This window comes from Amycolatopsis sp. NBC_00438, from assembly GCF_036026695.1.
Lineage (GTDB): Bacteria > Actinomycetota > Actinomycetes > Mycobacteriales > Pseudonocardiaceae > Amycolatopsis.
Map to the genome: position 1 here is coordinate 1,419,223 of NZ_CP107923.1, position 20,902 is coordinate 1,440,124.

General features: G+C 70.8%; 17 protein-coding genes. 12 read left to right on the top strand and 5 right to left on the bottom strand.

The window, feature by feature from the left end:
- The first annotated feature begins 102 nt into the window (after positions 1-102).
- Positions 103-594, top strand: coding sequence for a hypothetical protein (locus tag OG494_RS06790; RefSeq protein ID WP_328453027.1), 492 nt, complete (start codon positions 103-105; stop codon positions 592-594).
- Complete coding sequence (locus OG494_RS06795; protein ID WP_328453029.1) at positions 591-908, top strand: winged helix-turn-helix domain-containing protein; 318 nt, start codon at positions 591-593, stop codon at positions 906-908. The genes OG494_RS06790 and OG494_RS06795 overlap by 4 nt, the downstream gene beginning before the upstream one ends.
- 231 nt (positions 909-1,139) lie before the next feature.
- Here the strand turns inward: OG494_RS06795 and OG494_RS06800 are convergent, their stop codons facing one another.
- Positions 1,140-2,009, bottom strand: coding sequence for a hypothetical protein (locus OG494_RS06800; protein WP_328453031.1), 870 nt, complete (start codon positions 2,007-2,009; stop codon positions 1,140-1,142).
- Between the two features lie 528 nt (positions 2,010-2,537).
- Here OG494_RS06800 and OG494_RS06805 point away from each other — a divergent pair.
- The 3 genes from OG494_RS06805 (at position 2,538) to OG494_RS06815 (ending at position 5,865) form a co-directional block, all read left to right on the top strand.
- The gene (locus OG494_RS06805) at positions 2,538-2,834 is read left to right on the top strand and encodes a hypothetical protein (protein ID WP_328453033.1); all 297 of its coding nucleotides are present in this window, start codon (positions 2,538-2,540) and stop codon (positions 2,832-2,834) included.
- A gap of 203 nt (positions 2,835-3,037) precedes the next feature.
- Positions 3,038-4,537: a hypothetical protein gene (locus OG494_RS06810; RefSeq protein WP_328453035.1), complete on the top strand. Its 1,500-nt coding sequence runs from the start codon at positions 3,038-3,040 to the stop codon at positions 4,535-4,537.
- Positions 4,534-5,865, top strand: coding sequence for a GNAT family N-acetyltransferase (locus OG494_RS06815; protein ID WP_328453037.1), 1,332 nt, complete (start codon positions 4,534-4,536; stop codon positions 5,863-5,865). Before OG494_RS06810 ends, OG494_RS06815 begins: the two co-directional genes overlap by 4 nt.
- Before the next feature lie 490 nt (positions 5,866-6,355).
- Here OG494_RS06815 and OG494_RS06820 read toward each other — a convergent pair whose 3' ends face one another.
- Both OG494_RS06820 and OG494_RS06825 read right to left on the bottom strand, forming a co-directional pair.
- The gene (locus tag OG494_RS06820) at positions 6,356-7,006 is read right to left on the bottom strand and encodes a response regulator transcription factor (RefSeq protein ID WP_328453039.1); all 651 of its coding nucleotides are present in this window, start codon (positions 7,004-7,006) and stop codon (positions 6,356-6,358) included.
- Positions 6,994-8,238, bottom strand: coding sequence for a sensor histidine kinase (locus OG494_RS06825; RefSeq protein WP_328453041.1), 1,245 nt, complete (start codon positions 8,236-8,238; stop codon positions 6,994-6,996). The genes OG494_RS06820 and OG494_RS06825 overlap by 13 nt, the downstream gene beginning before the upstream one ends.
- A 387-nt stretch (positions 8,239-8,625) precedes the next feature.
- Here OG494_RS06825 and OG494_RS06830 point away from each other — a divergent pair, with 387 nt between their 5' ends.
- Entirely contained in the window at positions 8,626-9,048 is a 423-nt protein-coding gene (locus tag OG494_RS06830; protein WP_328453043.1) for a hypothetical protein, read from the top strand.
- Positions 9,049-9,546: 498 nt separating this feature from the next.
- Positions 9,547-10,473: a helix-turn-helix domain-containing protein gene (locus OG494_RS06835; protein WP_328453045.1), complete on the top strand. Its 927-nt coding sequence runs from the start codon at positions 9,547-9,549 to the stop codon at positions 10,471-10,473.
- Between the two features lie 46 nt (positions 10,474-10,519).
- Here OG494_RS06835 and OG494_RS06840 read toward each other — a convergent pair whose 3' ends face one another.
- The gene (locus OG494_RS06840; RefSeq protein ID WP_328453047.1) at positions 10,520-13,825 is read right to left on the bottom strand and encodes a protease pro-enzyme activation domain-containing protein; all 3,306 of its coding nucleotides are present in this window, start codon (positions 13,823-13,825) and stop codon (positions 10,520-10,522) included.
- A 353-nt stretch (positions 13,826-14,178) separates the two neighbouring features.
- Between OG494_RS06840 and OG494_RS06845 the strand changes: the two genes are divergently transcribed.
- The 5 genes from OG494_RS06845 to OG494_RS06865 all read left to right on the top strand — a co-directional run bounded on the left by OG494_RS06845 (position 14,179) and on the right by OG494_RS06865 (position 17,635).
- Positions 14,179-14,316: a hypothetical protein gene (locus OG494_RS06845; RefSeq protein ID WP_328453049.1), complete on the top strand. Its 138-nt coding sequence runs from the start codon at positions 14,179-14,181 to the stop codon at positions 14,314-14,316.
- Positions 14,317-14,388: 72 nt separating this feature from the next.
- Positions 14,389-14,922: a MauE/DoxX family redox-associated membrane protein gene (locus OG494_RS06850; RefSeq protein WP_328453051.1), complete on the top strand. Its 534-nt coding sequence runs from the start codon at positions 14,389-14,391 to the stop codon at positions 14,920-14,922.
- A gap of 24 nt (positions 14,923-14,946) precedes the next feature.
- Entirely contained in the window at positions 14,947-15,438 is a 492-nt protein-coding gene (locus OG494_RS06855) for a TlpA family protein disulfide reductase (protein WP_328453053.1), read from the top strand.
- On the top strand, positions 15,435-17,225 hold the full coding sequence (locus tag OG494_RS06860) for an ABC transporter ATP-binding protein (protein ID WP_328453055.1): 1,791 nt from the start codon (positions 15,435-15,437) through the stop codon (positions 17,223-17,225). Before OG494_RS06855 ends, OG494_RS06860 begins: the two co-directional genes overlap by 4 nt.
- Entirely contained in the window at positions 17,225-17,635 is a 411-nt protein-coding gene (locus OG494_RS06865; RefSeq protein WP_328453057.1) for a S26 family signal peptidase, read from the top strand. The genes OG494_RS06860 and OG494_RS06865 overlap by 1 nt, the downstream gene beginning before the upstream one ends.
- Here OG494_RS06865 and OG494_RS06870 read toward each other — a convergent pair.
- On the bottom strand, positions 17,572-20,472 hold the full coding sequence (locus OG494_RS06870) for an AfsR/SARP family transcriptional regulator (protein ID WP_328453059.1): 2,901 nt from the start codon (positions 20,470-20,472) through the stop codon (positions 17,572-17,574). The genes OG494_RS06865 and OG494_RS06870 overlap by 64 nt on opposite strands.
- Positions 20,473-20,902: the final 430 nt, after the last annotated feature.

Sequence of the window (20,902 nt, forward strand, 5' to 3'; positions counted from 1 at the left end):
GAACGCGCGCGGCGGGCAGCGCAAGCGTTCCGCCGACTACTTGCCTATCCGGAAAGAAGTGAGTACTTTCCAAGTAGGCAAGTAGTCGACGGAGGAGTAGTCATGGACGAGCAGCGAGCAGCGGAAGCCCTGGGCACGGTTCGGGCGCACCAGGACCGGACCCGACGGGCGGCACGCCTGCCGTGGTGGGTCTACGCCGCGGTCTTCGTGCTGGCCGCCGGGGGGATGGCGCTCAACGACGTCATCAGTCTCAGCGGCGCGAAACTCGTCGCCGCTCTGGTGCTGGTGGTGCTGGCCGTGGTGTTCGTGACCAGTCGCGTGAACGGTCCGGCACCGCTGGGTAGGGTGCGCGGTGTGCAGCGCCGTCAGTCGTTCGTCCCGTGGGTCTTCGGCGTCGTGGCGTTCCTCGCGGGTCTCGGCGCGTGGCTGATCTCCCGCTACGGCAGTGAGGTCACCCACGATCTCGCCAACGCCGTGGGACTGCCCGGGTACCCCAACACTGTCGGCGGGGTGCTCTACGGCGCCGCGTTCACCGGGCTGTTCGCTCTGTCGCAGCTGCTGCTCGCGGTGGCCCAGCGGCGGCAGAACGTATGACGGCTCCACCACCGTCCGGGCTGGACCGGCTGCTGTCGGACCCGACGCGGCTGGCGATCATGTCGGTGCTGTGCGCGGCACAGTGGTGCGATTTCGCGTTTCTGCGGGACGCGGTGTCCCTGTCGGACTCCGCGCTGTCCAAACAGCTGGCCACGCTGAAGAAGGACGGATACGTCGAGCAGCAGCGGGTGTACGCCGGGCGGGTGCCGAAGACTTCGGTGCAGGCCACGGGGGAGGGGCGGCAGCGATTCCTCGGGCATGTCGAGGCGCTGCGGATGATCGTGGAGCGGACCCGCAGCCCGCAGTCCGGATAGCTGTTGGCGGTTCGCGGGCCACCGTGGAGGTGGTCAGGCGCTGCTGCCGAAGGTGCCGACGCGGCTGGCCGGCTTCAGTCTTCAGCGGAAGCCCCGCTGAGGTCAGTGCGCTTCGAAGTCGACCTCGGCGCTGACGGGACTCTGTCGCCGCATCGGTTCCAAACCGAGTGACCCCACCGGCCGATCAGGGCCGACGGGGTCCACCGGTTGCGGTTGTGCGCCGACGCGTGGTCAGCCGGTGCAGTTGGGGACCGCCGGGACGCTGCCCACGCAGTTGTTCGGGGTGTTGGCGGTGATGGGCGAGGTGGTGGTGGTCATGGTGCCGCCTCGGCGGTAGACGCCGCCGGCGGAACCCAGGAGCAGCAGGGCGTGGTTGTTCGTCACCGCGGTCTGGGTGAGGGTGGTCGCGGTGGAGCCGACCGCGGAGATGCCGCCGCCCCGGCCCGCGCTGTTGCCGGTGATGAACAGGGGACTGCCGGAAACGCCGGTGACCGTCAGCGTCCCGCGCAAGCCGTTGTAGATGGCCCCGCCGTCGCCGAGCAGGGTTCCGTTGCCCGAGAGCGGGCTGTTGGTGAACGTCGCGGCGGGCGCGGTGCCGGACGGCGTGTCGGCGTTGGCGAGGCCACCGCCGTTGCCCGAGGCGGTGTTGCCGGTCAGCGTGCTTCCGGTGAGGGTGACCGCGCCGCGGTTGAGGATGCCGCCCCCGTCGCCGAGTACGTTGCCCCGGGTGAAGGCGACCCCGGTGGTGAGGGTCAGGTTGCCGGTCGGGCCGACCTCGGCGATCCGGAAGATCCCCAAGCCCAGCAGCGAGGAGTTGGTGACCGTCGCGGGGCCGATCATCTCGATCGGGGTGGTGATCACCGGAAGCGCGTTCGCCGCGCCGCCGTGTGCGGTGGTCATGCCGTAGGTGCAGCCACCCGCCAGGACGAGGGTGTCCGCGGTGGGGGTCGAGTTGGCCAGGTTGACTGCCGCGACCAAGGCGTTTTCGCTGCAGGCCACCGGAATGGTGATGGCCTGCGCGGCCGGCGCGAGTGCGATCAGGCCGCCGGTCGCGACGGTGACCCCGAACAGGACCCGGACAATGGTACGGATGCGTCGCATCACGATTTCTTTTCCTGGAACAGCTAGGGAAATGGTCCGCCGGCGCGGTGCGACGGCGATGAGGAAACGTGCAGACGACGATGCGTGATTACCGCGGAGATAGTGGGAGCACATTCCCCACAAGAAGACCCCGGGCAGGCGGTCCGTAGCTGCGATCGCGGACTTGCCATGGCACCGAGGTCCAGGGTTGCAACCGTCAACGTACCCTCTCGCTCTGGTGACCGATACCCCAAGCCCTCGGATGGGGGTATTCGGCTGCGGCGAATACTTTCCGAACGCGGCAGCATTGCGGACATCTCGCGCTCGACATCCGACATGGACGCGAAATCGTCGAACGGGAGTGAAACCGACCGGTTGATCGCGAGGGCTTCCAGTCGTGACCCCGTTTCGGGCACGGGCTCCAGGGCCGGTGATGGCACGACGGCCGACGACCACTCCTCGCGGGATGTCCGTCGAGTCAGGCGACGAGACGGACGCGACCGAGCCGTACATGCCGCAGCGGCGTCACCCAGAAGACCATGCCTGAACGTGAGCGCAAACCACGACGGGATGCCGGTCGACCGGATCGAACAAGTCCTGCCGTTCACCTCCCGGATCCTGCCGCGTGGTGAGGCTGGCTCCGGTAAGACGACCGTGCTGCCGTGGCCGGCCGTGCAATGCGCGAGCCGGCAGCTGACCAATGCCGCCGGCTGGGCTGACCTTGGGCTGTTCCTGCTGCGGTTGCGTCGGGTCGCCTTTTTCTTGCTGGTCAAGGGCGCCGAGTTGCCGTGCGTGGGTGGTGAGGCTCGTAGCGAGGTCGGGCAGGTAGGTGTCGGGTGCTGTTAGGCCAGTTGGCGGTGGGTCGAGCGCGGCCGGCAGCGCAGGAGGTCGATCACCGCCGAGCAGTGCTGTAACAGCGGACATGGTCATCACGACGCCCGGGCAGACGTACCACCAACAAAGTTCATCCGAGCCGCACACACGAGCAGCCGAGCCGCCTCGCGTCGGGGGAAGCCGTTGCTTCCAAGCAGATTCGTAGGTCGTGGAGCATGATGGAGATCGTCAACACGCTGTACCAGATCGGGCTGCCCACATTCGCCGGTATCTTCATCTTCCTGGCCTACCTCAGGCCTACGATCCGGCTGCTCAACCGCACGATCCACCGCAGGTTCAAGATCACCCGGATTGTTCGGGCGACCTGGATGGTGTTGACATTCCTCAGCTATGGCCAATCGCGTAAGGAGCTCTACCGAGCGGCTTGCATGCGAGTCGAGGCCGAGTTGCTGCACCCTCGCCCGGAACGACCCGACCGCTGGGAGTACCGGCACCGCTCCGATTTCCGCTCCGACCTGCGAGAATATCGGAAATCGCTACGGCATTGGCATGAAAACATCGGCTTGATGACCGACAACCTCATGAAGAAGTCTGACAAGAACAAGATGGTAGTGGCTACCTGCTTCGCAATCTCGGAGGTGCAGGAGGAAATTCTGAGGTACTTTCGGGTCAGGCTCGCGGAAAACGCGAAGGTCGACGCGAACCCGGAAGTCTTCATGTCGGAGGTCCACGTGCAGGAGGCCTTCGTGGCCCCCTTGCAGTTGCTATCCGGACTGCTGGGTAAATATGACGAAGATTGGCCCCAGCTCATCGAGGGTCACCGCGCCACGGTCGAGGAGCTGGACGACAGTCTCGGAGACATCCGCAGCTTCCAGGCGTTCTTGTTCACGTGCTGGCTGACTTGGGGTCCGAGCATCCCGTTCGGCACGTGCAAGCGTTGGGGAGGGCACAATGTCATGCAACTCGGTTACGGAGATGAGAGCAATTCGATCGCGCTCGCCGTTCGAAGCGCCGACGAACCTCCGCCGCCTCGGACGGCCCGCGGGGGACACGTGGTCCTCGCCGAAGGCTTGCAGGTGACCGGCGTGATCAAGACGGCGGCCGCGGTCGATCATCTGCACCTGTGCAGCGCGCAGACCGAGGTGCTGCGTGCCGGGCAGAACCAGCTCGTGTTGGAGACGAGCGCGCCGATCACCGCGCCGAGCGAGGCGGAGAGCATCTACTACTCCGCCTACATCTGGGTGATCGTTGTTCTCTGCGGCACCAATGGACGACCGAAGCACGGCGAACCGTGGAAGAACATGTTGACGTTCTTCGAGCACGGCAACGTGGCCGACGACTCCACGTACCTGATGCTCAAGCGGCAGCTGGCTGCCAAAGTGCGCACCTCCCTGGAGTCGATCTTGCACGAGCACCCCGATCTGATCCTGAGTTTTGCCTGCGCGATCGACGAATGCGGCTGTGGCCAGCCGATCAGGTACCCGGCCCCGCCGGGTGAGTCCATGCGCGAGCTGTTGTTCGCCGAGTCCTGGCTGGCCCGGCTGGACGCCAAGGGCTGGCGGGACCGGATGCGCACGGCCCTCCCCGGTAAGGCCCGCGTCGCGCATGCGGCCTGCAAGCTGCCGAACACCGTGTCCGCCTACCAGAGGGACCAGCTGCGCAGGACGAAGTCCACCCCGATCGACCGGCAACTCCCGGAGGTGCTGGTCGGTTGATCCACTTCCGCGACCTCGCCACCACCGACGCCGACATCGCGGCGCTGACCGCCTTCTACGAGGACCACTACGCCGACGAGTTCCCCGACCCCGACGAGCGGGAATCGCTGGCCAACATGATCGGGTACCTGCGGCTGCGCGAGCAGGGCTGGTACGGGTGCAACAACTACCACATCATTCTCGCGTCGATGAACGGTGCCACGGTGGGCTGCTCGGTCATCGATTACTTCGCCGGAACCAATGCGGGAATGATCGAGTTCCTGATGGTCGTCCCCGCGGTCCGCAACACCGGCGTGGGACGGGCCATTCTCGCCGAGACCGAACGTGTCCTCAATTCGGATGCCACGGCCGAAACGGGCACACCGCTTGCTCACCTGTTCGCCGAGATCAACGACCCTTTCGTCCCGACCGGGACGCCGGATAACCTCGACCCCGCCGATCGCGCGGTGATCTGGGACCGGTGGGGCTTCCGCGGCCTGGACGTGCCCTACGCCCAGCCGGCCTTGTCCGAAACCCAGAAACCGGTCACCAACCTGCTGCTCATCTGTAAGACGTTCGGCAGGCCGTGCACGCCGCGGACCGTGCGCTCGGCCGTAGCCGACTACCTCCGCTGGGCCATGCGCGTGGAGGACCCGCAGCGCTGCCCCGAGTTCCGGACGCTCGCAGCTCACCTGGCCACACTCGCGTCCGTCGGAACGTTCTCCCTGTCACGCTACGTAGGACATCCGATCCCGCACGCGCGGCCACTGACCGCGCCGACGGATCCCGACTGGGCCGCCACAATGGAGCTCTACCGCACCACCTTCGGTATTACCGAGTACGGCATCCCCGAGTCGGAGTTCATCCGGGAGTACCCGGTACCCCTGCATTTCTGGACACTGCGCCGCACACCCGCTTCCGCAGTCGCCGGCCTGGTCACCTTCTTCACCCTGTCCACCGCCGGATTCGGCGGCTACGGCCTGTTCACCGGCGACCTGCGCGGCGTCGGCGCCCTGCGGCCGATGATCGCCCAGGTCGAGCTTCAGATGCTCGCCGACCGCCCCAGCACCCGAGGCTGGTACATCGAAGTGACACCGAAGACCGACCAGGCCCCGCTCCGGGCCGTCGGCTTCATCGAGCTTCCCGTCCGATACAGCGTCCCGTCCCCAAACGGGGACGAACTGCCCGCCACCCTCATGTACAAGTCGATCGGCCGACACTATTCACCGACGCTCCCCGCCGAATCCGAAGTGGGCGCCGCTGTTCGAGAGGTCAGGGAAGTCGTCTACGGAGTTCACTCCGGCAAACGCTTCTTCGAAGCTGTTGAGGAGGGCGTCCCTGACCGCTGACGCTTGAGCCATACCGGCACGGATCCGACCGGCACGGGCTCCGTGGTTGTCGGCAACGATCAAGGACACGTCGGCTCGGCATCGCGGCGTCGTGCAGGGCGATGCCGATCGGGTGCCGATCGCGCCGGCGAGCAGGCCGATGCCGGCCACCGAAGTGATGACCATGATGATGGTCTGCTTCGGTGACATGCCCAGGGCCTTGAAGATGCCGAGGCCGTGGACGCGTTCCCGGGCGTCGAGCACGACGGTGTCAGGCCGCCGGCCGGCGCTCCGCGACGCGGTTCAGCGTCGCCGTCCCGGTCGAGGGCGACGATCACGCGCCCTCGGTCACATGGCGGTGAAGGTCGATTTGCTGCACGTGGGGGACAACCTGGCCTCCTGCTGCGTAGCGGAGGAAGTGCGGCGACGACCGGCACTACCTGCTCCTGCCGCACCGCCGGCCTTCCGGCCCAGCGGACCCGGGCAGGTGCGCATGATCACGGAGGGAAGGTCAGGCCCGGGATCCTCCGAGGAACCGCAGTACGGCCAGGACGCGGCGGTGGTCCGCGTCGACCACGGGCAGGTCAAGCTTCGCGAAGATGCTGTTGATGTGCTTCGCCACGGCGCTCTCGCTGACCACCAGCGCCTGCGCGATGCCGGCATTGGAGCGTCCTTCGGCCATCAGGCCGAGCACCTCCCGTTCGCGGGGGGTCAGCCGCGCGAGCGGGTCGCTGTCGCGCCGCAGCAGCAACTGGGCGACGACCTGCGGGTCCAAGGCCGTGCCCCCGTCCGCCACTCGCCGGAGGGCCGCCACGAAGTCGGCGACATCGGCAACCCGCTGCTTGAGCAGGTAGCCCACACCGCTGGTGTTCGCAGACAGCAGGTCAGCCGCGTACCGCTCCTCCACGTACTGCGAAAGCAGCACCACCGGCGTCCCCGGCCAGCGCCGACGGATCTCCATCGCCGCCCGCACCCCCTCGTCGGTGAAGCCGGGCGGCATCCGGACGTCGATCAAGGCGAGTTCGGGCCGGTGCTCCGCAACTGCCGCCAACAGCCCCTCCGCGTCGCCGGCTTCCGCGGCGACCTGGAACCCGCCCATCTCCAGCACCTTGATCAGGCCGACCCGCAACAACACCGAATCCTCGGCGATCACCGCGCGCACGGCAGCTCCGCGGTGATGGTGGTGGGCCCGCCAACGGGGCTGCTGACGTGGAAGGCCCCGTCGAGGGAGCCGACCCGCTTGGCCAGTCCGGTCAGCCCCGTGCCGGCGGCGTCGGCACCGCCCAGCCCGTCGTCGGTAACGCGCACGCGCAGCACCTCGCCGACCTGACGGACCAGCACCTCCGCACGCATCGCGTTGGCGTGCTTCGTCGCATTGGTCAACGCCTCGGAGATCACGAAGTACGCGACTGACTCCACATTGGGTGCCACCCGCTCCTCCAGATCGACCCGCAACCGCACCGGCACGGGCGTGCGGGCAGCCAGCCCGGACAACGCCGCGTCCAGACCTCGGTCTTCGAGCACGGCCGGGTGCAGCCCCCGCACCAGGTCATTGAGTTCGGCGATCGCCTCCTTCGCCTCCAGGTGCGCCCTAGCGATCACCTCGCGGGCATCACTCGGCAGGTCCGGGCGGGTGGCCATGGCCAGACCCAGGTTGACCGCGAGGGACACCAACCGCTGCTGGGTGCCGTCGTGCAGGTCGCGCTCGATCCGGCGGCGCTCCGCGTCGACGGCCTCGATCAAGTCGGTCCGGCTCACGGCCAGCTGATCGACCCGCTCCTGGAGCCGCTGCGTCCGGCTGGGCCCGAGCAGGCCCGACGCCAGCCGCGCCTCGGCCCGGGCTACGGCCCGCACGGTCCAGGGCAGGGCACACAGGAGGAGGAGCCCAGCCGCTGTGTAAGCCGGCAGCTGGGTCGCGTAGCCGAACCCGTCGTGGCGGACTCCGGTCGGCAGCGCCCATGACCAGGCGTAGGCGGTGACGCCCGCCAGGCACGTCACTGCTACCGCGAGCACCAGCAGCTCCAGCAGCGCGAGCAGCGGGCCCAGCGGGAGGTGGTAGCAGATCTTGCGCCAAGGCCGTGTCGCCGCGAGCCACCGGGCGGTCGAGGCCCACGTCCATTGTTCCGGCGCGGTGGGGGTGAGCCGGGGGATGTCCATACCGATGAACGCCCGGTAGCGAGCCCGCTGAACGGCCGTCAGCACCGGGGTGCCGAGCAGGACCAGGACGGCCGACACGGAAACCGCAAGGAGCCAGTTCCCCGTCTTGGCGGTGATCGTCGCCGCCCAGGACCACACGGGCACCAGCGCCAGGTGCGGCAGCACACCAGCGGCAAGAAAGCCGGTGTCCCGCCGCGCCCGCAGGACCGTGCGTCTCAGTCCGGCTGGAATCGTCATGGCACGACGCTAGGGCACCGCAGGAGGACGGTGCCATGAAACCTGTACCCGATCTCATGGTGAACCTAGGTTCACCTGAACCGCGGTCAGCGCCGGGACAGCGGTGAAGATCACCCCGCCTGAGGCGATGTCACCTGGGTGATCAGCTCCGCGCTCTGGTTCGGCCTGCACCAGACCGACGTGGAGTTCGCCAGGGATCCGACGGTGATCGAGCCGGGACCGGCACCACCATCCTGCAGCCACCCGGACCGGTGCGGTAGCGGGTACCACCACGAAGTCGGAACCCAGGGCTACTGATCTCGGCCGGTTCCGGCGGCAAAGTTCTGCCGCAAGGCCGGCCCGCAACGGCGTCGGCAGCAGCAGCACGACATTCAGCGGAGGAATTTCATGGCCGTTCAGACGATGTCCTGGCTGCCACGCACGGCGACGTCGCCGGGTGCCCGGCCCAGGTGGGTGCCTGGTGTGCTGGGCGTGGTGGCGGCGGGCATGGTGCCGTGGATGTTCGTGCTGGGCCGGACCCTGCCCGAGACCACCCAGGTGCGGCACTGGCCGGCCGTGTGGATCGGACTCGACCTGGCCATGGCGCTCGGCTGCGCGACCACCGCGCGGTGGTATCACCGGGGCGATGCCCGCGCCCGCCTGTCGGCCTCGGCGGTCGCGGCACTCATGGGGATGGACGCCTGGTTCGACGTCCTCACCGCCCTGCCCGGCACCGAATTCACCCAGGCTCTCGTCTGCGCGGTCCCGGAACTGGCCCTGGCCGGACTGTGCACCTGGCTCGCCCTGCGCGATACAGAAAGGCTGTCATGAAACGAGAACATCCGCGACCGCGGCGGGCGATCCCGAACCCGGAAGACGCGGTCGAGAACAAGCTCCACAGAGTTGTCTGCTCCGGCCTGATCCCGCCGGCCACCGCGCGGAAGGCGATAGCCGGCAACTGGACGACCGCCTTCGACGACGGGTGCGCCACAGCCCTCCGCGATGAGGCATTCCCCGGCGGCTTCGACGATGGTCTCCCCGTGAGAGGCCAGGTCGTTCAAGCTGCGCAGCCGCGTGCCGGGCTCGCCGGCGAGCTGCCCGTCCGGCAACAGCTCGGCCATGCGCTGCAAGGCGTTCCAGGCGGCCTGGACCAGAGGTGCTCGTCCACGTGGGCTCCGGCTCGGACTCCGCGACCGGATCCAGGCCGTGATCTTCGCCTGCGAAAGCCGCCTCATCCACCCGGCTTGACGTCCGTGGGTGTGCCGGCCGGTACTTGCCTGAGGCCGGAGGGGCGGCGATAGTGGTGCGACGCCGTTCTCGAGGAGGCCCGTGTCCGCCGATCGCCTTCCCGCTGTCCTTCCCGCGGATCGCGAACTGCGCAGGTTGCTTCGCCACGGCACCTTCGCCCAGGTGCTCGACCACTGCCTGAACACCCACGGGCTGAGCCTGAAACGCCTGCAGCACCAGCTCGCGGCCCGGGGCGCGCACATCAGCAGGGCGGCGTTGAGCTACTGGCGCAACGGGCGCAGCCGGCCGGAACGTGACGAGTCACTGCGAGCGGTGCGAGCGCTGGAGGACGTGTTCGGGCTCCCGGAGTCCACGCTGGTGTCCCTGCTCGGCCCACCGCGTCCGCGGGGCCGGGCCGCGGAACCGGGATCGATCGCCCGCGAACGGATGTGGCCCACCCACGATCCGCTGTTGACCTCTTTGACCGCACCGGTCGACGACCAGTTGCGTTACCTCACCGTCCACGAGCACGTCCTGGTGCACGCCGATCGACGTCTTGCCGAGGTGCGGACCCGGATGGTGGTGGAAGCACGGCGTGATCACGTGGACCGCTGCCTCATCTACCAATGGGTCGAGGAGTCGGAACTACCACAGCTGGTGGATCCGCGGTTCTGCCGCCTCGGCCGGATTCGCCGTGACCGGACCGCCGGGGCCACCGTGTGCGAACTGGTGCTGGATCAGCGGCTGGCCGCGTACGAACGCACGGTCCTGGACTTCACCTGGCGGTTTCCCCCGGGCCCGGAACTCACCCATTACCACCGCAGGTTCACCCGCCCGGCCAGGGAACTGGTGCTCCAGGTCGAGTTCGCCGGATCGGCGCCCGCGCACTGCGTGCCCTACCGGCAGCGCACTCCGGCCGCGGCGCCTCGGCTGGGCCGTCCACTGTGGATCGGCACGTCCAACACCGCGCACCTCGTGCTCGAGGACGTGCGGCCGGGAATCGTCGGCCTGAGCTGGGAATGGGACTGACCGGTGACCCCCGGAGGGAGCCACCGGCCCGTCCCTCTCCCCAGGATCAGTAGACGTACCAGGAGAACTGGTCACGCCCGCCGGTTCCCGCGGTGTCGGTCGCGGTCACCGTCACCGGGAATATCCGGTTGACGTTGCCCGCCGTACCACTGATCGTCCCGGTGCCGGCGTCGATGGACAGGCCGGGCGGCAGCCCGGTCGCCGACCACCGGTAGCTGCCGGTGCCGCCGCTCGCCGAGAGCCGCAGGTCGACCCGCTGCCCGTGCTGCGTGAACTGGAACCCCGGGTCCTTCACGGTCACCGGTCCGCTGCTGCCCTTGGTCACGGTCAGCGTGAACGTGGTGTCGTGACTGGCGGTCGCGCTCTTGCCGGTGATGGTCACCGCGTAGGTACCCGCCGGGGTCGACGCGCCGGTCGTGATGGTCAGCTTCGACGAACCGCCCGCGTTGACCGAGGCCGGGTCGAACGTCGCCGTCGCCCCGGACGGCAGCCCGGCGGCCGACAGGGCGATGTCGCCGCCCGGCGGCGGGGTGCCGCCGATCTGCGCGTTGGCCCAGTCACCCATCGAGCCCCACAGCTTGCCATGCGCGTTGTACGACGCGCAGTCGGTCCGCAGCCAGGAGAACACGCCGTAGATCTTGCCGTTGAAGTAGTACGGGCCGCCCGAGTCGCCCTGGCACAGCCCCTTGCTGCCGTCGCCGTACCCGTCGCAGAACATGTAGTCCGGGTTGAAGATCGACGAGTCGATGGTCTTGCAGTTCTGGCCGTCGACGGTGGGCAGCACCACCTCGCGCAGCTTCGTGTTCTTGTTCGCGTCGTTCGCATCGGTCTTGCCGTACCCGATCGCGGTGCCCTGGGTGCCCAGCGGCAGCGTGTCGGCGGACGACGCGATCGCCGGGTAGGTCATGCCGGCGGGAACCGGGATGTCGGTCTTGGTGAAGATGACCGCCACGTCGTTGCCGTTGCGGAAACCCTCGTCGCTCTGCGGGGTGTAGTCCGGGTGGATCCGGTACTCCGCGATCTCGATCCGGGTGCCCTTGCTCGTGTCGGCCAGGTCGTCGCGCCCGTAGATCAGGTACTTCGGGTCACCCTGGGCGAACTTGCAGTGCGCCGCGATCAGCACGGCCCGCTTGGCGACGACGCTGCCGGTGCAGGACTGCTCCTGCGGGCGCACCCCGCCGGTGCGGTGCTGGGAGATGATGAACGGGTACTTGGCCACCGTCGTCGGCTGCCCGTTGATCACGCTCGGGCTCGCGCCCGGACCGGTCACCGCCGCGGCCGTCGAAACGGTGGCCGACGTCGACTGCCCGGCCACCACGGACCCGGAACCCGGGGTGACGCCGAGGGAGAAGTCACCCGGTCCGGAGCCGTTGACCGTCAACGACACCGTCGCGGTGTGGGTGGCGTCGGAGCCTTTGCCGGTCACCGTGACGGTGCTCTGTCCCGGTGCTGCCGACGACGACGCGGTCAGGGTGAGCGTCGAGGGCCGGCCCGCGGTCACCGAGGCCGGGTCGAACGTCGCGGTCACGCCGGCGGGCAGGCCACCGGCCGACAGCGCCACGGTCTGGGCGCTGCCCTTGGTGACCGTGGTGGAGACCGTCGTGGTCGCGGACTTGCCCGGGTCGAGGGTGACCGACGCCGGGTTCGCCGCCATCGAGAAGTCGTTGGCGGCCGGCGGGGTCGTGCCGCCGATCAGCGAGTCGGCCAGGGTGTCGCCCTGCATGGAACCCCAGCCGGTGCACAGGTCGTAGCCGGTGCCCGCCGAGTAGGTGCCGTTGCTGCCGGAGGTGACGTCGTGGAAGTTCGACGAGTAGGAGCCGCCCTTGGCGATCGAGTACAGCGCCGGGTTGATGCCGCCGAGGTTGGCCTTGCCGCCCGCCTTGGCCTTCTGGTTGACCATGGCGATGTAGCCGGCCCACAGGGGGGAGGACAGGCTGGTGCCGCCCACGTCCTGCCAGCCGCCGTTCATGTAGACCGACAGGGCGCCGGCGCCGTAGTCGGCGTCCATCGCGACGTCGGGCACCGAGCGGTGGGCGTTGCTCCCGGTCTGCCACTCCGGGCGGTCGTAGATCGCCGAGTAGGCGCCACCGGACCGCGTGTTGCCGGTGCTGCCCTGGTTCCAGCAGGACTCGGAGGTGTAGGTGCCCGCGCTGTCGGCGGTACGCAGCTGGGTGCCGCCGACCCCGGTGAACAGCGGGTCCGACGGTGGGTAGTCGGCCTGGACGGTCGAGTTGTCGCCGTTGTAACCACAGCCGGTGGCGCCCCAGTCGCCGGAGGCGGACAGCATCGTCACACCCTGCGCGGCGAGCTGCGTGTAAGAGTCGTGCGAGGCGGCGATCGGGTCGGACTCGCACTTCTCCCCGAGCAGCCACGAACCCGACAGCACGGTGATCGCGTTGTCGGAGGCGATCTTGGCCATCTCGTCGACCCACGCGTTGTCGGTGTTGGGTGCCTCGTAGACCACCTGTGCGGCGCCCGGAGCGGTCGCCGCGACGGCCTCGATGTCCAGGGTCACCTCGAGCTGGTTGCTGCCGGGGCCGGACACCCCACCGTCGACCGGGACCACGCGCGGGGTGACCGAGGGCTGGCTGAAGTAGCTGGTCCAGGCGTTGATGTCCGACTGCTTGAACGCGTCGAACTCGATGAGCCCGACGGTCTGCCCGGCCCCGGTGTAGGACGCGGACAGGTTCTTCATCGTGTAGGCGGTGCGGAACTGGGCGGGCGTGTAGCCGCCGGCGGGCCCGCTGGGGCCGCCGGGCGCCGACGCGCGGTGGGCGACCTCCCGGTCGGTGAGACCGGCCACCCCGCGCACGGTGGCGGCGATCTCGGCGGGCACCTCCGGTGCGCTGTCGTTGGCGTAGAAGCGCTTCCCGTCGGTGCCGGTGTAGGTGCTCAGCCGGGTGTTGAACGCCTGGCGCACGACATCCGCCGGGCCGGACGCGTCGACGACCTGCCGGTTGCCGGACACGCCGTCCACGTGGAGACCCTTGCCGCGCAGGTAGTCCGTCACACCGTCCACATCGGACTGGCGCGGTGCGAACAGCTCGTTGTACTCCGCCGGGTTCAGGAAGTGCCGGTAGGTGGCGGACCGCGGGTCGTTGACCGCCGTCACGAACCGGTCGAGACCGGCTTGGTCGTGTGGCCGCAGCGCCACCGCGACGTGCAGGGCCTGGGCGTCCGGCAGCGCGCCGTCGCGGTGTGCACCGGCCGGCAGGGAAGCGCCGTGCGGGGCGAGGGGGACCAGCGATGAGGGTGGCGTGCCGCTCGCGGTTCCGGCCGCCACCGAAACGGCGACCGTGGCCAGACATGCCGCGAGAGCGACGGCTCGGAAGGTGGGCAGGGTTTTTGACACCGTTCCTCCACTTCGTGGGCGAAGAGATGGCCGGACGCGGATCCTGCGATCGCCGGTAACCGAGGACGCTAACCGCGTGGTGGCCACTTTCCACGCGCGAAGTGAACGTTCGAACTTGTTCAGCCTGCCCCGCGCTCGACGTGGAGAAACCCCAGGTCAGCGACGTTTCGCGCGCCAATGGTTCACATCGGGCCGGTGAGCGTCACGGAACTCGCGGCGTCACCTGGTGACCTCCTCGAGGGCCCAACCGATCACCAGGGCGATGCCCCGGACGGCGTTGTCCTCGATAGCGAACGGATAGCGAGGCTGAGCCACGATCTCCCGGTCGAATCCCGCTAGTGAGAGGAGTGATCATGGCTCGCATGATCAACACCCTGGGTGACCGGTTGCTGGGGCTGTTCCTGCGCGAGGTCAAGGCCGGCGCCTGCGTCGCCGAGCACGGCCAGGTCTGCAAGACGTTCCACTACGACTGCTACGGCACCTGCAAGTAACTGCGGCGCTCGTGCCTTTCCCGCCACGGCCCCCGTGGCGGGAAAGGCGTTGCCCGGCAAAGGAGGCCACCGATGATCGGCGCCCAGTTCGTGCTCGCCGCCCGGGTCCTGGTCGGACTCGTGTTCGCGGTCGCGGCCGTCGGCAAGCTCGCCGGGCGGGTGCGGCTGGCGCAGTTCGCCGCGTCGCTGGCGCCGCTCGGCCGGTCGCCCGTGGGCTGGCTGCCGGTCGCCGCCGCGACCGCCGTCACCGAGCTGGCCGTGGCCGGGCTCGTCGCTTTTCCCGCCACCTCCCGGCTCGGACTCGGGCTGGCGACGGCGGTGCTGCTCGTGTTCTGCGCCGCGATCGCCCGTTCGCTGCGGCTGGACCGCCGCGTCACCTGCCGCTGCTTCGGCCGCGCCGGGGCCGTGCTCGGGCGGGCCCACCTCGTCCGCAACGCGCTGCTCGCCGCGTGGGCCGCCGCGGCGTTCGCCGTCCCGCCGGGACCGGCGCTCGGCCTCGACACCGGGGCGGCCGCCGCGCTCGTCGGCACGTGCGCCGCGGTCGTCGCGATCAGCTGGGACAGCCTGGCCGGCCTGGTCCGCGCGACGGACACCGCAGGCCGCTGAGCGAAACACAGAAAGAGGTTCGTCATGTCGTTCCTGGTTGCCGTGGTCGCGGTTCTCGCCGTGCTGACGGTGCTCAACCTCCTGCTGTCGTCGGCGATCATCAGGCTGCTGAACGAGCAGCGGCGGCCGGCGGCGCCCGCGCTGCCGGCGGTGGGCACCGAGATCGGGTCGTTCGAGGTCACCGACGCCGCCGGCGAGACGGTCACCGACCGCGAGCTGGACGACGCGCTCGTCGCGTTCCTGTCGCCGACCTGCGGGCCCTGTCAGCGCATCGCCGGCCAGCTCACCGAGCCGACCGTCGCGTTCGTGCTCGACGGCGGTGACCGCGACAAGGCCGTCGAGTACGCGGCCGGTCTGGGACCCTCCGTGCGCGTCGCCTTCGTCGGCGACCGCAGCCCGGTGTCGGCCGCGTTCGACGCGGGCGACGTCACCCCGACCCTGATCCGCGTGCGGGACCGGCGGATCGCCGCCGCCGGCCACGACCTCGACGCCGTGCGTCCGCAGCACGCCCGGTGAGCCTGTTCCGGGCGGCGGGCCCCGCGTTCGGGGTCGCCTGGCGTGCGTCGCGGGTGGCCACCGGCGCCACGATCGTGCTGGCGGTGCTCGCCTCGGCCCTGCCGGCGGTGTCGGCGTGGCTCGGGAAGCTGATGTTCGACGAGCTGACCGGCGGCCGGGACAGTGGGCTGATCGTGCTGCTGGCCATCGGCTCGGCGGCCGGCCTCGCCGTCGCGACCGCGATCACCGCGGTCGCCTCGTACTGCACTTCGATCGTGCGGGCCAAGTCGGCGATCGAGGCGGAGGATCGCCTGGTCGGCGCGGTCGGTGCGCTGCCGGGGCTGCGCCGGCTCGAGGACCCGGCGTTCCTGGACCGGGTGCGGCTGGCCGAGCAGGGCGCGCAGGAGGCGGCGCCCGCGGTGCTGGCCCTGATCGTCGAGTCGGTGCGCACCGTGGTCGCCGTGCTCGCGTTCGGCGGCGCGGTCCTGCTCGTGTGGCCGCCGATGGCCGGGCTGCTCGCGGTGTCCCTGGCGGCCGCGGGGGTCTCCCAGCTGACCCTGTCCCGTCTGCGCGCGCGGGAGGTCGAGGCGATGATGGCCACCCACCGCGAGCGGTTCCTGTTCCGCTCGCTGTGCTCGGACATCCGGGCGGCCAAGGAGATCCGGCTCTTCGGCCTCTCGGACCTGTTCCGGTCCCGCATGGTGGCCGCGGTCCGCGCGGCCACGGCGAGCGAGTGCGCGATGCAGCGCCGGATCGCGGTCGCCGGGATCTCCGCCGCGATCGTGTCGGCGGTGGTGGCCGGCGTCGCCCTCGTGGTCGCCGCGACCGGCGCCGCCCGGGGCGCGTTGTCCATCGGCGACGTAACGCTCTTCACCGCCGCGGTGGCCGGCATCCAGTCACCGGTGGGCTCGCTGCTGGGCCAGCTCGGCCGGGCCGGCGGCTCGCTCGGGTTGTTCAAGCACTACCTCGACGTGGTGACGACCGCACCCGACCTGACCTCCGGGACGGACGCCGTGCCCGAGCTGAAGGCCGGCATCGAACTGCGTGACGTGTGGTTCCGCTACGACCCGACCGGCCCGTGGGTGCTGCGCGGGGTCAACCTGGTGATCCCCAGCGGCGCGGCGGTCGGGCTGGTCGGGGTGAACGGCGCGGGCAAGTCGACGCTCGTGAAACTGTTGTGCCGCTTCTACGATCCGGACCGCGGCCGGATCCTGTGGGACGGCGTCGACATCCGCTCCTGCGACCCGGCCGGGTTGCGGGCCCGCATCGGGGCCACGTTCCAGGACTTCACCAGCTACGACCTGACCGCGGCCGACAACATCGGCATCGGCGACGTCACCCGCCTCGGCGATCTCGACCGCGTCCGCGCGGCGGCCCGCCTGGCCGAGATCGATCCGGCGCTCTCGGCGTTGCCGCGAGGCTACGAAACCCTGCTGTCGAGGGCTTTCCTGGACGTCGACGACAAGGCCGGGGCGGCACTGTCCGGCGGCCAGTGGCAGCGGGTGGCGCTGGCCCGGTCACTCATGCGCGCCGAAGCCGACCTGCTCATCCTCGACGAACCCAGCTCCGGCATGGACGCCGACGCCGAGACCAGGACCCACGAGGCACTGCGCGCCCACCGGGCCGGCCGGACGAGCGTGCTGATCTCCCACCGCCTGTCCGCCCTGCGCGGCGCGGACCGGATCGTCGTGCTGGGCGGCGGCCGGGTGATCGAAGAGGGCACCCACGACGAGCTGCTCACCGCGGGCGGCGAGTACGCCCGGCTGTTCTCGTTGCAGGCCAAGGGATACGCGATGGTGGAGGCGTGATGGCCGGGCTCGTTGTGGTCGTGGCTGTGGTCGTGGTGGTGCTGGTCGTGCTGCTGCGCCGCCGTTACGTGGTGGCGCGCGTCCGGGGCCACAGCATGTCCCCGACCTTCCACGACGGCGAGCGGGTGGTCGCGACCCGGCGGCGGCACTACCGCGTCGGCGACGTGATCGTCTTCCGCCCGCGGCACGCGGCCGGCGACGTCGCGTGGCGCATCAAGCGGATCGCCGCGGTCGCCGGCGACCCGGTCCCCGACTGGCTGGAGACGGACCATCCGGTCGTCCCGGCCGGCCGGGTGGTCGTGGTCGGCGACAACACCGGCCACAGCCAGGATTCCCGCCAGCTCGGCTACATCGAGATTTCCGGCGTCGCGGGCGCGGTGCCCGACCGCCCCGCGCCGGAGGGCAGCTGACCATCGATCTCCGCCAGCACCTTCTCCACCCCGGCGCGTTCGACCGGGCTGTCGAACCGGTCCTGCAGGCGCAGGGCCGCGTGGGCGACGCGGCGGGCAGCGGCGCGGCCACCGGCGGCCAGCTCGATCGAGGCCAGGGCGAGCAGCGCGGCGGACTCGGCGTCCGGGCGGCGGGTGCGGCGGGCCAGGCCCAGCGCGCGGTCCGCGGATCGCCGGGCGGCGTACAGGTCGCCGCGCGCGCGATGAACATCGGCTTCGGCGGTGAGGCACCAGGTCTGGCCGATCGGGTCGCCGTGCTGCTCCGACAGGCAGCGGGCCTGTTCGGCGAGCTCGGCCGCGACCGCCGCGTCGCCGCGGGCCAAGGCGGTGCGCAAGACCACGAGCCGCACCTGGGCGCGGGTCTTCCAGTCGCCGGCGGCGTCGGCCAGGCGCAGGGCCTTCGTGCCGTGTGCCGTCGCCGCACAGAGGTCGCCGAGGTGGTCCCGGTACAGGGCGGCCAGTGTGCCGTGGCAGCCCGACATCCCCGCCAGGTTGCCGGACTTACGGAAGCACACCACGGCCTCGCGCATGGCGGTGATCGCGTGGTGCCAGTCCCGGCAGCGCTCGTACGCGTCGCCGAGCTTGGTCAGCACCTCCGCCCGCAGCGGGAGGTCGACGTCGGCCAGCGGCACCTCGTTCAGGATGGCGACCACGTCGGCGTACCGGCTGCGGTGCATCCGCGCCGTCGCCGTGACCAGCGCCGCGGTCACCCGCACCACCGGGTCCGGGCCGGCGACGTTCATCAGCCGCGTGGCCGCCCGGGCGCCGTGGTCGGACAGGTCGAGCCGCACGAGCGGCGCACGCAGCACCAGCAGCAGCGCCGCCGCGTGGCGAAGCAGGCCGCCGCGCACGGCCAGAGCGAACACGGCGAGCAGGACGTCGACGTCCGCGCCCACCCACGGCAGCGGTTCCTGCACCACGTGCCCCACCACGTCCTGGCCGAGGGGTGCGGCGGTCTCGGCGAGCACCGTGTAACCGACCCGCATGCCCAGCATGCCCTCGCAGGCGTGCCGGGTCAGCGCGACCGCCCACCCGGCCAGCCGGGCCAGGGCGCACGGGCCGAGCGACGGGCCGACCGTGCGGCAGTAGGCCCGGACGAGGTCGTGCATCCGGTAGCGGGGCACCCCGTCGCGCCCCGGCCCGGCCTGGTCGAGCAGGTTCATCGCGCACAGGTGGGCCAGCACCTCGTCGGTGCGGGGGAGTGGCACGTCGAGCACGGGGGCGAGCGGCCAGCCGGTGAACGTCGGCGACCCGATCGCCGCCAGCGCCAGCATCGCGGCCCGCGCTTCCCGGTCCAGCAACCGGAAGCTGGCGTCGAGGCTGTCCCGCACGCTGCGCTGCCCGACCGTCAGCTCCCGCATCCGCCTCGACTCGTCGGACAGCCGTGCGGCCAGCTCCGCCACGCCGAGTTTCGGGTACGCGGCGAGCTGCGCCCCGGCGATCCGCAACGCGAGCGGCACACCCCCGCACGCCTCGATCACCGTGGCGACCGTGCCCTCGTCCTCGCCCAGCCGCGCCGCGCCCGCCGCGTTCGCGAGCACCGCCCCGGCCACCTGGTCGGACAGCGGCGCGAGCGGCACCCGGACCCCCGGCTCGACCTCGGGAAGAACGGACCTGCTGGTCACGATCGTGGCGCAGCACGGATCGGCGGCCAGGAGCGGCTCGATCTGCGCGGCGGTGGCGGCGTTGTCCAGCACCACGAGCACCCGCTTGCCCGCCGTGCGGCTGCGGAACTCGGCCGTGCGCTCCTCGACGGTGGCCGGCATCGACCGCACCGGCACCCCGAGTGCACGGAGAAAGCCGGCGAGGATCTCGTGTGGTGCGGCCGGTCGCGTGTCGGCGCCCCGCAGATCGGCGTAGAGCTGCCCGTCGGGGTAGGCGTGCGCCGACGCCGCGCCGGCGTGCAGGGCCAGCGCCGTCTTGCCGATCCCGGGCATCCCGGTGATCAGCACCAGCGGCGGCGCGTCGGTCTGGCGTGCCACCGCGGCCCTGATCGCGGACGACTCGGCGTCGCGCCCGGCGAACCCGGTCGTCCGCGGCGGCAGCTGGGCGGGCACCACGGTCACCGCCGGCGGCGTCTCGACGGAGAGGATCTCCGCCTCCAGCGCGAGCAGCTCCCGGGAGGGGTCCATGCCCAGCTCGTCGCGCAGCACGCGCCGGGCCTCCTGGAACGCCGCCAGGGCGTCGGCCCGCCGCCCGGTGCGGTGCAGCGCCAGCATCCGCCGGTGGTGCAGGCCCTCGCGCAGGGGGTGGGCCTGCACCAGCGCGGTCAGCTCGGGCAGCAGCCGCGCGGCCCGCCCGCACGCGATCTCCGCGTCGATCCACTCCTCGGCCAGGCCGATCCGCAGCTCGTCCAGCCGGGGCAGCTCCGCGCCGGCCAGGTGCGCGGTCACCCCGCCCAGCGGCGTCCCGGTCCAGCGGTCGAGCGCGGACCGCAGCAGGCCGGCCGTGCCCGCCGGGTCCCCGCCCGCCCGCGCCGTGCTCAGCAGCTGCCGCACCTCGTCGACGTCGACGAGGCAGTCCAGCAGGTACCCGCTCGACACGGTGACCACGGCCCCGGCCGCGCCGGCCCGGTCGAGCGACGCGCGGAGCTTGGACACCTGGATGTGCACCTGGGTCCGCGCGGTGGCCGGCGGCAGCTCGCCCCACAGGGCGTCGATCAGCCGTTCCACCGACACCGGCTGCCGGCAGGCGAGCGCCAGCGCGGCGAGCACCGTGCGCCCCAACCGCCCCTTGACCGGCACCGGTGTCCCGTGGACCCGCGCGCCGACCGGGCCGAGGACCGTGGCTTCCAGCACTCCGTGCCCGCACCCTTCAAGATCGTGTGGCGACCCCGCAGCCGTCGCCGGGACCGCGCGCAGGCGCTCGACGCCACGGCGCAGCACTCGGCCGTCGGCCGGACATCGATGAGGTACCCGGGTACGCGACAGCTCGCGGCCCGCAGCTGCCCTCGTCATGCGGGCGGCCGCCTTCCCCCGGTAAAGATCAGCCCCAGTGACGAAACTGGCGGGCTCGCAACCGCCGCCTTCCCCGGCCGGGTGAAGCCACTCTCGCCCGTGCCGACGCTGCCAGCGGCGCGCGAGCACCGTCAACCGGCCCGAAAACGTTTCGCGCTGGCCCGAAACATGAGGCAGCTCCCCGGATCGGGCAACCTCTTGTCCGCTTTGGAGGCTCTTCACCGTCGAGAGTGTTCGGTGCGGCTTGAAGCCGCCGGCCTCGAGCAAGCTC

Coding starts and splice junctions, on each gene's coding strand:
- OG494_RS06830 (WP_328453043.1), top strand. CDS start 8,626: ATGGCCGTTCAGACGATGTCCTGGCTGCCACGCACGGCGACGTCGCCG.
- OG494_RS06790 (WP_328453027.1), top strand. CDS start 103: ATGGACGAGCAGCGAGCAGCGGAAGCCCTGGGCACGGTTCGGGCGCAC.
- OG494_RS06800 (WP_328453031.1), bottom strand. CDS start 2,009: ATGCGACGCATCCGTACCATTGTCCGGGTCCTGTTCGGGGTCACCGTC.
- OG494_RS06865 (WP_328453057.1), top strand. CDS start 17,225: ATGGCCGGGCTCGTTGTGGTCGTGGCTGTGGTCGTGGTGGTGCTGGTC.
- OG494_RS06810 (WP_328453035.1), top strand. CDS start 3,038: ATGATGGAGATCGTCAACACGCTGTACCAGATCGGGCTGCCCACATTC.
- OG494_RS06825 (WP_328453041.1), bottom strand. CDS start 8,238: ATGACGATTCCAGCCGGACTGAGACGCACGGTCCTGCGGGCGCGGCGG.
- OG494_RS06855 (WP_328453053.1), top strand. CDS start 14,947: ATGTCGTTCCTGGTTGCCGTGGTCGCGGTTCTCGCCGTGCTGACGGTG.
- OG494_RS06845 (WP_328453049.1), top strand. CDS start 14,179: ATGGCTCGCATGATCAACACCCTGGGTGACCGGTTGCTGGGGCTGTTC.
- OG494_RS06795 (WP_328453029.1), top strand. CDS start 591: ATGACGGCTCCACCACCGTCCGGGCTGGACCGGCTGCTGTCGGACCCG.
- OG494_RS06850 (WP_328453051.1), top strand. CDS start 14,389: ATGATCGGCGCCCAGTTCGTGCTCGCCGCCCGGGTCCTGGTCGGACTC.